The following is a 14,197-nucleotide window of genomic DNA, read 5'->3' on the forward strand; positions in this document are numbered from 1 at the left end:
CGGCGAGTGAAGCAGAGTCCGGCGGCGGAGTCGAGGCGGCGACGCCCGCGGGCCTTCGCCAGCTCGCGATGACGCGCCGCTTCGTGCGCCGGCCCGCAGCAGCGCGGGCGCGTCGGGCTCGTCCGCGCGCGAGCGTGGCGCGGGTCACCCGCGGCCGAGCGGAGACGCGTCGAAGCGCGCGAGCAGGTCTTCTGGACCGGAGTAGATGGCGACGCAGCCGGCGCGGCGGAGGTCCTGCTCGTCGAAGCCGCCGGAGAGGAGCCCGACGGTGCGGAGGCCGGCCCGCCGCGCGGCGAGCGCGTCCCAGGGCGAGTCGCCCACCGCGATCGCGCGCTCGGGCGGCGCGTGCACGCGCGCCAGCGCGGCCTCGAAGATGTCGGGGTGCGGCTTCGAGCGCTCGGCGTCGTCCGCGGTCGTCGCGCCCTCGAGGAGCGCGTCGATCCCGAGGAGCCGCCGGTTGTGCTCCACCTCGTCCTCCTTGCCGCTCGAGGCGAGCGCGATCCGAAGCCCCGCGTCGTGGGCTCGCCGCACGAGCTCGCGCGCGCCGGGGAGCGGCCTCACCCGCGGCATGTACTCCCGCCGCCACAGCTCGCCGCGGAAGCGCTCGAGCGCCGCGCCGTCCCGCGCGCGCTCGTCCTCGGAGAGGAACACCGGGATGAGCTCGTCGCCGCCCTTGCCGATCTGCCGGCGCACCTCCTCGAGCGGGACGTCCTTGCCGAACTTCCGGAGCGCCTCCCGCCACGCGTGGGCGTGCAGGTCGACCGAGTCGACGAGCGTCCCGTCCACGTCGAACAGCACCGCCTCCGGAAGGGCCATGTCCGTGAAGGTGGGCGTTGCCCGCACCCGCGGCACCCGTGCCCGGGCGCCGGCAGCGCGACCCAGGGGCGACCCGTACACAGGGTCGAATGGGGCATCCCGGGCGTGAGTCCTGCGAGCACGGCCAGCCGAAACGCGGACCTGCATGTACGGAGCGTGCACGCGTCCCCGGAGGCCGGTCCCGGCACGGATCTTCCAGGCACGAGTCTTTGCGGCGCGGGGCCGCGGGGGGAAGACCAGATGAGCGCTAACGGCGCTAACGGCGCGAACGGACCGACACGGCGCACGGCGCGCCTGCTCCAGCTCGAGGGCGTCTTCGACGTGCCCGCCGCGCAGCGCGTCACGCGCGCGCTGGCCGACGGGGACGTCGACGAACCGGTGCACCTCGACCTCACCCACGTGCGCGAGTTTCACGACTTCGGGGTGGCGTTCCTCGCCCAGGCGCTCGCCGCCCGCCCGCGCCACGTGGTGGTGCGGGGCCTCCGCCAGCACCACCTGCGGCTCCTGCGCTACCTGCGCATCGACACCGCGGGCGTCGATCTGGGCCCTGACACCGAGGCGGCCTGAGGCCGCTCGGGCGCTGCCCCCGGCCCCTGCGCCGCCTCGCCCGGCACGGCGAGGCGGGCTCCGCTCCGCCCGGCTTCCTGGCTGCTGAGCGACCGTCGGCAGGCCCGCCCGGGGAGATCCGCTCGATCGGCGCCCCGCGCGTGGCTATGCTCCGTGGCAGCGAATGCAAGACGTCCTCGGGAACACCCTCGGCCTCAAGCCCTCCCAGCTCCACGCCCTCCGCCGCACCTATCGCCGCCGCGTCGACGCCGGCTCGATCGTGACGCCGGAGCTCGCGCGCCACCTCGCCGAGGTGTCGCACGAGACGAACCGGCAGATCGGAGTGCTCCTCGACCGCAAGGGCGACGTGCACTCGGTCATCGTCGGCGACGCGCGCAAGCTCGAGCTGCCCGACGTCGGCCGCGGCCGCGCCGGCGAGAGCCGCCTGCGCGGCCTCCGGCTCGTGCACACGCACCTGAACGGCGAGCCGCTCACGCGCGACGACCACACCGACCTCGCGCTCCTGCGCCTCGATCTCGTCGCGGCGATCGAGGTCCGCGAGGACGGGTTCCCGGGCAAGGTGCACTACGCGCACCTCGTGCCGGAGAATGCGCAGGGCGCGATGTGGAAGGACGAGGAGGCGCCGAGCGTCCACGACCTCGCCTACGACGCGCTCGGCGGCGCGCTCGCCCTCGAGGAGGAGTTCGCCCGGGCGCGCGCGGTGCGCCGCACCGGCGGGCGCGAGCGGGCGATCCTGGTCGGCTTCGGCGGCAAGGGCCGGACCCGCGCCGACGCGGAGTCCTCGCTCGAGGAGCTGAAGGAGCTCGCGCGGACGGCGGGGGTCGAGGTGATCGACGCGACGGTCCAGCTCCGCCGCGATCCCGACCCGCGCTACCTCATCGGCAAGGGCAAGCTCGAGGACGTGGTGCTGCGCTCGATGCAGCTCATGGCCACGGTGATCGTCTTCGACGCGGAGCTCTCCCCCTCGCAGGCGCGCCACATCGCCGAGGCGACGAGCCTCAAGATCCTCGACCGCACCCAGCTCATCCTCGACATCTTCGCGCAGCGCGCGCAGAGCGCCGACGGCAAGCTCCAGGTCGAGCTGGCGCAGCTCAAGTACCTCTACCCGCGCCTCGTCGGCCGCGACGACTCGCTCTCCCGGCTCGCGGGCGGCATCGGCGGCCGGGGCCCCGGCGAGACGAAGCTCGAGATCGACCGCCGCCGCGTGCGCGACCGCATCACCGCGCTCGAGCGACGCATCGAGGCGCTCGGCTCGAACCGCCAGCTCCGCCGCAAGCAGCGCAACGACCGCGGCCTGCCGGTGCTCTCCATCGTCGGCTACACCAACGCCGGCAAGTCGACGCTCCTCAACGCGCTCACCGACTCGGCCGTGCTCGCCGAGGACAAGCTCTTCGCGACGCTCGATCCGACGAGCCGCCGGCTCCGCTTCCCGCGGGACCGCGAGGTCATCATCACCGACACCGTCGGCTTCATCCGCGACCTGCCGCCCGACCTCGTGAACGCGTTCCGCGCGACGCTCGAGGAGCTCACCGACGCCGACCTCCTGCTGCACGTCGTCGACGCCTCCGACCCGCGCCACCCGGAGCAGATCGAGGCGGTGGAGAAGATCCTCGCCTCCCTCGCCCTCGACAAGAAGCAGCGGCTGCTCGTGTTCAACAAGATCGACCGGCTGCCGCCCGGCGAGGGCGCCGCGCTCGCGCACCGCGAGGAGGGCGTGCCCGTGTCCGCGGTGACGCGCGACGGGCTCGCGGAGCTCCTCCACCTCTGCGATCGCCTGCTCTGGGCGGAGCGACGCGTCGCCTTCGCGGACGTCGAGGCGAGCGCGCCCAAGACCACCTTCGGCGCGCAGCGCGCCGAGGCGCACGAGCCCGCCCCGGAGCGAGCGCCCGCCCGCGAGGGCGACGCGCCGGCCGAGGTCGCGCCAGGGCGGCTCCTGCCCTCGCGGCTGCTCCCGGTGTCGTAGGCGGGCGCCGTGGCGCCTCGGTGCCTTCCGGTCTAGAGTCGCGGCCCGCATGACCCGCACGCTCGCCCTCGCCCTCGCCGCCCTCCTCGCGGCCTGCTCCCGCTCCGGCTCCGACGGCGGGAAGGAGCGGCTCAAGGCCCGCACCGAGGCGGAGCGCGCCGCGCACCCCGCGTTCGACTTCTCCAGGCCGGGCGAGGCGCTGGTCCTCTCCGCGGACGACGTCGCCCGCGCCCTCGGCTCCTTCGAGTGGTCTGCGGCGATCGACTGGACGGTCGCGAGCGAGGGCGCCGCCGAGCCCGCGCCGTCCCCCGCGCCACCCCCTCCGCCCGCCGCCGAGGGTCAGCCGGCGCCGTTCGTGCCCCCACCTCCGCCGCCGCCCCGGGTCCACGCGCTCGAGCGCCACCGGATCCGCCAGGCCACGACCGGCGAGTTCCGGGTCGAGATGGACGTCGATCCCGGCCTCGGCCCCGGCTCCGACACCGGCAAGGAGATCGTCTACGCGGGCGGGATGACCTACGCGCGCGCCCGGTTCGCGCCGTTCCGCGAGCGCCCGACCGACCACGGCCGCGACGCGCGCCGGTTCCGCGAGGACAGCTTCCACGTCGGCCGCGCGCTCACCGCGCTCTACGGCGGCGCGCTCGCGATCGAGCCCGCCGGCGACGCGACCGTGCTCGGCCGCACCGCGCGCCGCTACCGGCTCTCGCTCGCGCCCGGCGCCGCGGCGGGGACGAAGCCTCGCGTCCTCCCCGCCGGCACGCCCGATCCCGACTCCGCCGCCCGGTTCAAGTTCCTCGACGGGCGCGTGCCCGAGTCGGCCGAGGGCGAGCTCCTCCTCGACGCCGAGACCGGCGCCCCGCTGCGCCTCAGGCTCGCGGGCGCATTCACCGTGAAGGACGCGCCCGGCGTGCGCGCCACGGTGGAGCTGCTCGCGCAGGTGACGTCGCTCGGCGACAAGGTCGCCGCCATCGAGCCGCCGAAGTCGCCGCTGCCCGACGTCCGCAAGCCGCCCGGCGTTGCGGGCGCGCTCGAGGCCGCGGGCCTCAAGAAGAAGACCGAGGCCGAGGCCGGCGGGTCCGAGCCGGTCGACGACGAGCAGTAGCGCGGGGTCACCCCGCCCAACGGGCACCGTCGCCGCTCACCCCGCGACGAGCCGCCTCCAGTCGACCATGAGGCAGCGGTCCTGGACGACCTGGATGCCCGCGCGGGCGAGCCGCTCGGCGACCACGTCGTTCCGGATGCCGAGCTGGAGCCAGACCGCGCGCGGCCTCTTCGCGAGGAGGTCGTCGAGGTGGGCGGGGACGTCGCTCGGCCGGCGGAAGACGTCGACGAGGTCGAGCTCGCCCGGCACGTCGACGAGCTTCCGGTACACGCGCCGGCCCAGGATCTCCTGGACCTCCGGGTAGTAGACCGGGACCGGGACCACCTCGGCCCCCGCGCCGGCCAGGTACTTCGGCACGTAGAACGCCGCCTGGCTCGCCTGCTCCTCGGTCTTGATGCCGAGGACGGCGACGCGCCGCGTCGACCGGAGGAGTGCGCCGATCGCCCCGTCGTCCTCGAGGATGTTGTCGCGCCAGTCAGGCATGTCCCTTCCTCCGTTGGAGGGGATACATGCCGGTTGGGAAGGGCTCGCGCAACCGCGCTTGCGGGTCCCCCATCGCCTCGAAATCACTCCGGGTAGGGTGGGAGATTCGTGTGCGATATCGTGGGCTTGATCCCACGGCCGCTCTGCAGGCGAGGGGCTCGCGAAAAATGGACAGGGGGCAGTGCGCGCCTACCATGACCTCCATGGACAAGAAGAAGAAGCCCGGCGTCGCGGTGGTCACCGAGGGCACGGCCCAGGCCGCGCTCCGGCGTGCTCCCGCGAAGGAGCTCGCGCCCGAGGAGGAGAAGGTCCTCCGGATGCGCCTCGGCGCGGCGCCGCCCCGGGCAGCCCCGCTCGAGAAGGCGGGCGCGGGGCTCACGGACCTCGAGATCGAGCTGCTCGCCTACGAGATCGAGGCCCATCTGCGCTGGAAGGAGCACAGGGCCGCACACGAGGAGCGCGCGAGGCCGGCGCCCTCCCCGGTCCCCTCGCGGACGAAGGAGAAGATCGTCCGCGCGCTCCGCAAGAAGACATAGTCGGCCCCACGGCGGCCCGGCCGCCCCTCACCTGCCCTCGAGCTTCCCCGCGAGCCGCCGCGCCGCCTCCACCGGCGCCGGCGGCTCGGCCGCATCCGGGAGCCGCCCCGCCGCGAGGAGCCCGGCGAGGTGGGCGGCGGTCCGCGGGTTCCGCCACCAGTCCTCATCGAACCGCTCGACGAGCCCGCGCCGGAGGGCCTCGCCCGCGCCTGCGCCCGCGAGCGCCGCGCCGAGCCGCGCCGCGTCCGCGTCGCGCGAGGCGCGCGCGAGCTCCCATTCCGCGCCGGTGGCCGACGTGAGCGCCTCGCGGTGCGCCTCCCGCCACGCGGCGCCCGAGAGGCCCCGCTCCACCTCGGTGGCGACGCGCAGCGCGGCGGCGTCGGCGCGGAGCGCGAGGAGCCGGCGCAGCGCGAGGGCGCGCACGACGTCCGTCGCCTGGCGGCGCTCCACGTCCGCGCGATCGTGGAGCCAGCGCGGCTCGAGGAGGAGCGAGCCGAGGAGCCACGCGAGCGCCTCGCCGAGCACCGGTTCCCGCAGGTGCGGGCGCACCGCCCTCGCGGCGAACGCGCGCGCCACCGCGGCGAGCAGATCGTGCCAGTCGCCGGCGCCGCCGCGCGGCCGGAACGAGACGCGCGCGCCGACCGCGTGCGCGCCCGGCCACTTGGCGGGACGCGCGGCGTCGTCGATCCGCACGCCGCCGAGGTCGAGCCCGAGCGGCTCGAGCGTGAGCTCGAGCGCGATGGGGAGCATGCCCGGGCGGAACAACCCGTCGTACCGCGGCGCCTCGACGAGGTGGAGGAGGTCGGCGCGACCGAGATCGCCCGCGGGGTGCGGCGCGAGCCCGAGCTCGCGGCGGGCGGCGAAGGCGAGGACGTCGCGCCAGGCGTCGTCGGACGCGGCGAGCGTCGCGTCCCCCTCCACCACGATGCGCCAGTCGGGCGCGAGCCCGACCTCCGCCCGCGCCCGCGCGCGGGCCTCGGCGGCGCGCTCGCGCAGGGAGGCAGCCGGCGCGAGCGCCTCGGCCGCCGCACCGGCGAGCTCGAGCCGGCGCGCCCGATCCCGCTCGCGCAGGAGCGCGATTTCGAGCGCGGCGAGGGAGGCCCTACCATCGGGGCCGCGCGCCGCGGCCTGCGCCTCTGCAGCGCGCCAGGCCTCCTCGTCCTCGGCCTGGGCGCGCTCGGCGCGGAGCGCGCCGACCCGCGCCGCGAGCGGCGCGTCGCCGGCCTCCCGCAGCGCCTTCACCGTGTCGCGGTGCGCCGCGTGCGGCCGGGCGGCGAACGGCCGGGCGAGCGCCGGCTCCGGCTCGAGCCCGGCGACGTGGCGGAACCGCTCCTCGTCGAGGGCGGCGCCGAGCGCGTCGAGCTCGCCCGGCAGCAGATCCATCGGGTGGGCGTCCATGATAGAAGGCTTCCTCCGACCCGGTGGGGCGACGGGCGCCGAGCGCGAACCAGGATCGCGGCGACGGCGCTCCCACCTACCGCGCCGGGCGGCCGCTTGACAGCGGTTCCGCCGATTCTAGCTTCCCCGTCGGAGATTCACGGGTATGCCCATCTACGAGTACGAGTGCCCCAAGTGCGGGCGCTTCGATCACCTCCAGAAGATGTCCTCGCCGCCGCTCGAGATCCACGAGGTCTGCGGCTCGAAGGTGACGAAGGTCATGTCCGCGAGCGCGTTCGCCTTCAAGGGCTCGGGCTTCTACATCACGGACTACAACGGCCGGAACTCGGCCGCGATCACCGGCAAGGCCGACAAGCCCGAGTCGAAGCCGGAGCCGAAGGCCGACGCCTGCGCGACCTGCCCCGCGAAGCAGGGCGCCGGCGCGTGCTGATGCGCCGCCCGCTCGGGCTGATCCCCTGCTGCGGCGCACGCGGGCGGGCGCGAGCGGGCAACGCCTCGGCGCGCGCTTGAAGCGGCTCTCCCTCGTCGTCCCCGCGGCTGACGCGGGCGAGCGGCTCGATCGCTTCATCGCCGCGCGCGGCGGCATCTCGCGCGGCCTCGCGCGGCGCGCGCTCGACGCGGGCGGCGTGTTCCTCGACGGGCGCCGCTGCAAGGTGTCCGGCAAGCTCCTCCACGCCGGCCAGCAGGTGGTCGTGAACCTCGAGGAGGCGGGCCGCTCCGCGCCCGCGCTCGCCGCGCTCGAGCGCTCCCGGCTCATCTACGCGGACCAGGACCTCGTCGCGGTGGACAAGCCCGCCGGCGTGCCGTCGCAGCCGACGCTCACGAGCGACCAGGGCACCCTGCCCGAGCTCGTCGCTGCCTTGCTCGGCGCTCCGGTGACGCTCGTCCACCGGCTCGACCGCGAGACGAGCGGCGTCACCGTGCTCGCCCGCAGCGCGGCGGCGGCCGCGGCGCTCGCCGAGGCGTTCCGCACGGGAACGCCGGAGAAGACCTACCTCGCGCTCTGCGCCCGCGCCCCGTCGCCGCCCGAGGGGCGGATCGACGCGCCGCTCGGGAAGGATCCGGCGCGCGCCGGGCTCCGCCGCGTGGATCCGCGCGGCGACGCCGCGGCGACCCGCTACCGTACGCTCCGCGAAGGCCCGCTCGCCGCGCTCGTCGAGGCGCGGCCCGAGACCGGCCGCACGCACCAGATCCGCGTCCACCTCGCCCACCTCGGCGCGCCGCTCCTCGGCGATTCGCGCTACGGCGGACCTCGCCGCGTGGGCGAGGTGGCGATCCCGCGCGTCATGCTCCACGCGCGCCGGCTCGAGATCGATCATCCGTCGACCGGCGCGCGCCTGGTCCTCGAGGCGCCCGTGCCGGAGGATCTCCGCGCGGCCGAGGCCGCGCTCCTCCCCTGACGCGCGCGGTCGGGGCGGCGCCGCGCGCCGGGCCCGCGGACGCTCAGGACCGCCGCGGCACGAACGGCTCCGGGTTCTGGAGCTTGTAGGTGGCCGGGTCCATGACGCTCTCGGGGAACCGACGCGGGCGGAGCTCGTGCAGCACGCGGGCGGTGTTCTCGGCGAGCGTGGAGGCGATCTTGAGGCGCCGGTCGCGCTCCACGAACGCTGCGACGAGCGTCTGCATCCGGTGGATCTGCCCCTCCGGCACCGCGCCGATGCGGCGGACGAGGAAGAGCGCGCTGCCGGCGAGCCACACCTCGCGCGTCTCGAGCTCGCGGGCGGAGTCGAACGGCGGCGCGAACCCGTAGTGGGCGAGTAGGTCGATGAGCTTCGGCACCACCTTGGGCCCGAACTTCACGAGCTCGGCCTCCACGTCCCACGGCGACATGCCGCGCGCCCGCGCCTCCTCGGCGATGGGCGTCTTCCACTCCATGTACAGGTCCTCGTACAGCGCGAGCCAGATCCGCATCCGCTCGCGCCGCGGCGCGCGGTTCACGGCCCGCACGAGCGGGGCGGCGTCCGTCTCGCGCAGGTGGCGCTCCACCGTCGGCACCGGGTTCAGGGCGCGCAGGTTCCGGACGAAGAAGGCGCGCGACGGGTGCGGGCAGAGGACGTTCACGGTGAGGAACGCACGATCGGCGCCCCGGCCGAAGAGGCCGGCGCGGTCGACCGACTTGAGCGCGCCCACGATCGCCGCGAGGATCGCGCGGTCCTGCGACTCGCGCCGCCCCGCCGGATCCGGCAGCGCCACCTCCCGGACCCCCGCGTCGAAGTCGTGGTAGTCCCAGTCCGCCGCAGACCAGCGCAGGAGGCGCCGCCCCGCCTCGCCGCGGAAGCGCGGGTCGTCGGCGGCGCGCGCGGTCGCCGCGCGCGCGAGCCCCTCCTCCGTGTTCGCCGAGGCGCGCACCGACGCGTAGCCGGACTCGGCGTCGGTGTAGAGCGCGAAGGCGTAGAGCGTCTCCGAGCCGATGCGCTTGCGGAGCGCACGGACGGCGGCGGCGGTCCGGTCGGTCAGCGTGCGCCGGAAGGCGGCGAGGTCGAATGGGGCTACCGGGGGGCCGACGTCGGCGTGGGAGGGCGCGCGCACTTGGAGAGCGACGGTAGCCCCGTCGTCGGCCGGGAGGCCATCCCGCCCCGGCGCGGTCGGGGACCGCTGAGGTCGGGTTCGGCCCCCGCGGTCGCGAACGACGGCTCGACCCGCCGCGTCAGCAGACGCAGCGATAGTCCGCGAGCTCCTCGAACCCCGCTCGCTCGAGCTCCGTGCGGATGAGCGCGCGCGCGCCGGGCGCGCCGACGGCGACCAGCAGCGGGAGCCCCCGCGCGCGCGCCACCTCGCCGTAGCCGATGACCGGGGCGCCGCGGATCTGGCGGCCGATCTTGTTCCGGTCGACCTCGACGAAGAGCGCGACGCGGACGCCCTCGCGGAGGAGCGCGTCGGCGAAGGTCTTGCCGGTCTCCCCCGCTCCCCACACCGCCACCTCGCGCCGCCCGGCGAGCGGCCCGCGCGCGAGGTGGTGGCACTTCAAGGCCACGTGGCGCGCGAGCGCGTAGCGCGGATCGGTGCGCGTCGCGCGCGCCGGCGCCTCGCGCCAGGCGAGCAGTGTGCGCGGCACGTTCGCGAGCCGGCCGCCCGCGGCGTGGAGGCGGAGCCAGAGGTCGTAGTCCTCGGGGAAGTCGCCGTCGCGCCAGCCGCCCGCCGCCGCGAGCGCGGCACGGCGGATCGTGGTGGCGGGGTGCACGAGCGGCGCCTCGACGAAGAGGTCGCGGTGGAGCTCGTCCGGCGTCGTGAGGCCGTTCAGCCAGGCCGCGTAGCGGAGCATGCCCGGTCGGAGGATCCGGCGCGGGAAGAGCCGCACGCGCGAGCCCGTGGCGGCGAGCGACGGATCGGCCTCGAGCGCGACGCGCTGGAGCGCGAGCCGCGCGGGGTGGGCCACGTCGTCGGCGTCCATCCGCGCGACGAGCTCCGCGTCGCAGGCGGCGAGGCCGCGGTTCAGCGCGCCGGCGATGCCCTCCCCCGGGCCGCGCACCACGACGACGCGCCGGTCGCGCGCGGCGAGCCGCTCGAGGATCTCGGCGGTGCCGTCCCTCGACCCGTCGTCCACGCAGACGAGGGCGAGGTCGCGCTCGCTCTGGCGGAGGATCGACACCGCCGCCGCCCGCACCGTGGCGGCGGCGTCGCGGGCGGGCATGAGGACGGCGACGCGGGGCATTCTCGCTGGCGGGCGGCTCCGACGGCGTTCGGGGCGGCAGCGCGCCGGCCGGCCACCCGCAGGCCGGCCGGGGAGACACCTCCCCGCTCCGCCGCGGCCTAGAGCTTCGGCGCGCCCTCCCGCTCGACCGGCACGGCGCCGATCTCGGCGCACAGCCACTCGGCGGCGAGGAGGTAGCCGCGCATCCCGAGGCCGGCGATCTGCCCGCGGCAGGCGGGCGCGACGACGCTCGTCCGCCGGAACGCCTCGCGCGCGTGGATGTTCGAGAGGTGCACCTCGATCACCGGCACGTGCGGGATGGACTTCAGGCAGTCGTGGAGGACGTAGCTCGTGTGCGTGAGCGCCCCGGGGTTGAGGAGGATCCCCTGCGCGACCTTGCGGTGCTCGTGGATGAAGTCGACGATCGCGCCCTCGTGGTTCGACTGGAACGCCTTCACCTCCACGTTCCAGGCCGCGCACGCCTCGCGCACGAGCGTCTCCACCTCGGGGAGCGTCGTCCGCCCGTACACGTCGGGCTCGCGCTCCCCCAGCAGGTTCAGGTTCGGGCCGTTCACGAGGAGGATCATCGGGCTGCCTTTCCGGCCGCGCCGCGGCCGCGCGCGAGGGTAGCGCGCCCCTTCGTCCGAGTCGAAGCGCGAGACGGGGCGGGCGCCCCGACCTCGGCGACGGTGGCGTCCACCGCGGCGGCCTCCGCCGCGACGTCCCACTCGACCGCCCACCGCCCGCCCTCGACCGCGACGGGCAGCACCCAGCGGAGCCCGCCGTCGCCGCGCTTCTTGTCGAACGCCATGAGCTTCGCGGCCGCGCGGGCGAGCTCGCGGGGCACGCGGACGGGCAGGCCGGCCGCGGCGAGGCGCTCCTCGACCGCGGCGGGCGCGTCGGCGCCGACGCGGCCGAGCCGTGCCGCGAGGCGGAACGCGAACGCGAGCCCCACGGCGACCGCCTCGCCGTGCGTGTAGCGGGAGAACTCGCCGGCCGCCTCGACGCCGTGACCGAAGGTGTGGCCCAGGTTGAGGAGCTTGCGCGGCCCCTGCTCGGTCGGATCCGCCTCGACCACGTCCACCTTCATGCGCGCGCAGGTCGCGATGACGAGCGGGTCGAGCTCCGCGGTGGCGAGCTGCGGCCCGAACACCTCGAGCAGATCGGGCCTCAGCGCGGCGTACTTCATCACCTCGCCCTTGCCGCTGCGGACCTCGCGCGCGGGCAAGGTCTCGAGCGCGGCGGGGTCGGCGAGCACCGCCTCGGGCGGGTGGAACGCGCCGACCGCGTTCTTCGCGACCGGCAGGTTCACCGCGGTCTTCCCGCCGATGGACGCGTCCACCATCCCGAGGAGCGTGGTCGGCACCGCGACCCACCGGACGCCGCGCATGTAGGTCGCGGCGAGGAACCCGGCGGCGTCGGTGACGGCCCCGCCGCCGAGCGCGACGACGAGGCTCCTGCGGGTCAGGCCGGCGCGGAGCAGCGCGGTCGCGCCGCGCTCCAGCTCGCGCAGGGTCTTGCCGCGCTCGCCGTCGGGGAGGACGTGCACGAGCGCGAGCGGCGCCTCGCGCTCGAGCCGCGCGCGCACCTGCTTGCCGAACGGCGTCGCGAGCACGCGCGCGCACGAGACGAGCGCCACGCGGTCGTGCTCGCCGGCGAGCGCGCCCACGAGCTCCGCCGCGCCGGAGCCGACGCGCACCGGGTACTCGTGCTCGCCCTGGCGGGCGGGGATCACCTCGACGAGCTCGGTCACAACGACTCCAGGATGCGCCGCGCGACTGCCTCGGGCGAGAGCCCGTCCACGGCGATGGTCAGGTGGGCGCGGCGGTAGAGGGGGAGGCGGCGGGCGAGGAGCTCCGGCCAGCGCGCGGCGAGCGGCCGGGCCGCGTCGCCGCCGCAGGCGCCGAGCCTGCGCGCCGCCTCGGCCGCGGACACGTCGAGGAACACCACCCGGCCGACCGCGAGGAGCCGGGCGGCGCTCGCCGCATCGCAGAACGCCCCGCCGCCGAGGTCCGCGACGACGCCCGCGGGGAGCGCCGCCACCGCCTCGCGCTCGAGCGCCCGGAAGCGCGGCTCGCCGTCCTCCGCGAAGATGTCGGCGATGGGCCGTCCGGCCGCCCGGACGATCGCGTCGTCGAGGTGGACCACGCGCCGCCCGAGGAGCCGGCCGAGGTGCTCGGCGACGGTCGACTTCCCGGAGCCCATCATGCCCGCGAGGGCGAGCGTCTCAGCGGATCCGAGCGGCATAGGCGAGGACCGCCTTCTCCACGTCCACGATGGCGTCCCCGCCGAACTTCTCGAGGAACGCGTTCGCGAGCTCCCACGCCACCACCGCCTCGCCGACGATGGCGGCGGCCGGCACGGCGCACACGTCGCTCCGCTCGTAGCGGGCCTGCGTCGCCTCGCGGGTCGCGAGGTCCACGGTGGGGAGCGGCGTGAGCATGGTGGGGATGGGCTTCATGTACGCGCGGACCCGGAGCGGCATGCCGTCCGTCATGCCGCCCTCGAGCCCGCCGGCGCGGTTCGACGGGCGGTGGAAGCCGCGCGCGGCGTCGTACTCGATGGGATCGTGGAACTCGGGGCCGGAGCGGGCGACCTGCGTGCCGTCGCCGATCTCGGCCGCGCGGATCGCCTGGACCCCGCAGAGCGCGCCGGCGAGGCGCGCGGAGAGGCGGCGATCGGGGTGGACGTGGCTGCCGAGGCCGATGGGGAGCCCGGTCGCGTGCACGTCGAAGGCGCCGCCGATGGAGCCGCCGCGCGCCTTCTCCGCGTCGATGAGCGCGCGCCACTCCGCCGCGACCGCCTCGTCGTCCACGTGGAGGTCGGAGGCCTCGATCGCCTCGCGCTCGGCGTCGGTGGGCGGCTCCTCCACGTGGCGCAGGCGCGGGCCGATGGCGACGAGGCGCGAGGACACCCTCACGCCGAAGTGGGCGAGGAGCTGCTTCGCGAGCGAGCCGAGCGCGACCGTCGCCGCCGTGGAGCGGGCGCTCGCGCGCTCGAGCACGTCGCGCGCGTCGGTGCGCGCGTACTTGAGCGCGCCGGCGAGGTCGGCGTGGCCCGGGCGGACCTGGGTGAACGGCCGCCCGCCGCGGGCGTAGGGCGAGACGAGGTCCTTCCAGCTCTCGTGGTCCTTGTTCCAGACGACGAGGGCGATGGGCGCGCCGAGCGTCTCGCCGCCGCGCAGCCCGGCGAGGAACTCGGCCTCGTCCTTCTCGATCTTCTGCCGGCCGCCGCGGCCGTAGCCCTTCTGGCGGCGGCGGAGGTCGCGGTTCACCTCGTCGAAGTCGATGGTGAGCCCCGCGGGGAACCCCTCCGCGATGGCGACGAGGGCGGGGCCGTGCGACTCGCCGGCGGTGAGGTAACGGATCGTCATGAGGCCCTCCCGGGCGTGGCGATGGCGGACGCCATGAGCGCCTCCGGCGCGGCGCGGCCGGTCCAGAGCGCGAAGGCGAGCGCCCCCTGCCGGACGAGGACGCGCTCGCCGGAGACGAGGCGCGCGCCGGCCTCGCGTGCGGCGCGCGCGAGCGCGGTGTCGCCGTAGACGAAGTCGAGGACGAGCTGCCCGGCGCGGACGGAGAGCGGGAGCGGCGCGTCGCCCGCGTGCAGCCCGACCGAGGTTCCGTTCACGACGGCGGCGGCGGCGTCCGCCTCGGCGCCGAGCGCCGCCCACGGCACGGCGACCGGCGGCGGCGTCCCGGGAGCGG

General features: G+C 76.2%; 15 protein-coding genes and 1 pseudogene. 6 read left to right on the forward strand and 10 right to left on the reverse strand.

Going from position 1 to position 14,197, the window contains the following annotated elements; genetic code table 11:
- Window positions 1-144 precede the first annotated feature (144 nt).
- Window positions 145-816 carry an HAD family hydrolase gene (locus tag MNY62_RS19025; RefSeq protein WP_242345880.1) on the reverse strand — a complete coding sequence of 224 codons (672 nt, stop codon included), beginning with the start codon at window positions 814-816 and terminating at the stop codon, window positions 145-147.
- A gap of 240 nt (window positions 817-1,056) precedes the next feature.
- Between MNY62_RS19025 and MNY62_RS19030 the strand changes: the two genes are divergently transcribed.
- From MNY62_RS19030 to MNY62_RS19040, 3 genes are all read left to right on the forward strand, one after another.
- Window positions 1,057-1,383, forward strand: a complete 327-nt coding sequence (locus MNY62_RS19030) for an STAS domain-containing protein (protein WP_242345882.1) — start codon at window positions 1,057-1,059, stop codon at window positions 1,381-1,383.
- 163 nt (window positions 1,384-1,546) lie between these two features.
- Window positions 1,547-3,346 carry a GTPase HflX gene (gene hflX, locus MNY62_RS19035; protein ID WP_242345884.1) on the forward strand — a complete coding sequence of 600 codons (1,800 nt, stop codon included), beginning with the start codon at window positions 1,547-1,549 and terminating at the stop codon, window positions 3,344-3,346.
- A 49-nt stretch (window positions 3,347-3,395) separates the two neighbouring features.
- Window positions 3,396-4,445, forward strand: a complete 1,050-nt coding sequence (locus tag MNY62_RS19040) for a hypothetical protein (RefSeq protein WP_242345886.1) — start codon at window positions 3,396-3,398, stop codon at window positions 4,443-4,445.
- A 36-nt stretch (window positions 4,446-4,481) separates the two neighbouring features.
- Here the strand turns inward: MNY62_RS19040 and MNY62_RS19045 are convergent, their stop codons facing one another.
- Window positions 4,482-4,928, reverse strand: coding sequence for a CoA-binding protein (locus MNY62_RS19045; RefSeq protein WP_242345887.1), 447 nt, complete (start codon window positions 4,926-4,928; stop codon window positions 4,482-4,484).
- Window positions 4,929-5,131: 203 nt separating this feature from the next.
- Here MNY62_RS19045 and MNY62_RS19050 point away from each other — a divergent pair, with 203 nt between their 5' ends.
- Entirely contained in the window at window positions 5,132-5,464 is a 333-nt protein-coding gene (locus MNY62_RS19050) for a hypothetical protein (RefSeq protein ID WP_242345889.1), read from the forward strand.
- Window positions 5,465-5,491: 27 nt separating this feature from the next.
- Here the strand turns inward: MNY62_RS19050 and MNY62_RS19055 are convergent, their stop codons facing one another.
- Window positions 5,492-6,862: a hypothetical protein gene (locus MNY62_RS19055; protein ID WP_242345891.1), complete on the reverse strand. Its 1,371-nt coding sequence runs from the start codon at window positions 6,860-6,862 to the stop codon at window positions 5,492-5,494.
- Window positions 6,863-7,007: 145 nt separating this feature from the next.
- On the opposite strand from MNY62_RS19055, the gene MNY62_RS19060 reads away from it, so the two are divergent.
- Window positions 7,008-7,292: an FmdB family zinc ribbon protein gene (locus tag MNY62_RS19060; protein ID WP_242345893.1), complete on the forward strand. Its 285-nt coding sequence runs from the start codon at window positions 7,008-7,010 to the stop codon at window positions 7,290-7,292.
- A gap of 76 nt (window positions 7,293-7,368) precedes the next feature.
- On the forward strand, window positions 7,369-8,262 hold the full coding sequence (locus MNY62_RS19065) for an RluA family pseudouridine synthase (RefSeq protein ID WP_242345895.1): 894 nt from the start codon (window positions 7,369-7,371) through the stop codon (window positions 8,260-8,262).
- Window positions 8,263-8,305: 43 nt separating this feature from the next.
- Here the strand turns inward: MNY62_RS19065 and MNY62_RS19070 are convergent, their stop codons facing one another.
- The 7 genes and pseudogenes from MNY62_RS19070 to MNY62_RS19100 form a co-directional block, all read right to left on the reverse strand.
- Window positions 8,306-9,391, reverse strand: a complete 1,086-nt coding sequence (locus MNY62_RS19070) for a DUF4303 domain-containing protein (RefSeq protein WP_242345896.1) — start codon at window positions 9,389-9,391, stop codon at window positions 8,306-8,308.
- A 118-nt stretch (window positions 9,392-9,509) separates the two neighbouring features.
- On the reverse strand, window positions 9,510-10,514 hold the full coding sequence (locus MNY62_RS19075) for a glycosyltransferase (RefSeq protein ID WP_242345898.1): 1,005 nt from the start codon (window positions 10,512-10,514) through the stop codon (window positions 9,510-9,512).
- Between the two features lie 98 nt (window positions 10,515-10,612).
- Entirely contained in the window at window positions 10,613-11,080 is a 468-nt protein-coding gene (gene aroQ / locus MNY62_RS19080) for a type II 3-dehydroquinate dehydratase (protein WP_242345900.1), read from the reverse strand.
- Window positions 11,077-12,246, reverse strand: coding sequence for a 3-dehydroquinate synthase (locus MNY62_RS19085; RefSeq protein WP_242345901.1), 1,170 nt, complete (start codon window positions 12,244-12,246; stop codon window positions 11,077-11,079). Before MNY62_RS19085 ends, aroQ begins: the two co-directional genes overlap by 4 nt.
- Complete coding sequence (locus tag MNY62_RS19090; protein WP_242345903.1) at window positions 12,243-12,740, reverse strand: shikimate kinase; 498 nt, start codon at window positions 12,738-12,740, stop codon at window positions 12,243-12,245. Before MNY62_RS19090 ends, MNY62_RS19085 begins: the two co-directional genes overlap by 4 nt.
- Window positions 12,721-13,866 carry a chorismate synthase gene (gene aroC, locus MNY62_RS19095; protein WP_242345905.1) on the reverse strand — a complete coding sequence of 382 codons (1,146 nt, stop codon included), beginning with the start codon at window positions 13,864-13,866 and terminating at the stop codon, window positions 12,721-12,723. Before aroC ends, MNY62_RS19090 begins: the two co-directional genes overlap by 20 nt.
- A pseudogene (locus MNY62_RS19100) lies at window positions 13,863-14,197 on the reverse strand (shikimate dehydrogenase (NADP+)); the annotation flags it as partial. The pseudogene MNY62_RS19100 and the gene aroC, both read right to left, overlap by 4 nt.

Origin of the sequence: Anaeromyxobacter terrae, from assembly GCF_022690685.1 — a bacterium.
Classification (GTDB): Bacteria; Myxococcota; Myxococcia; order Myxococcales; family Anaeromyxobacteraceae; genus Anaeromyxobacter; species Anaeromyxobacter terrae.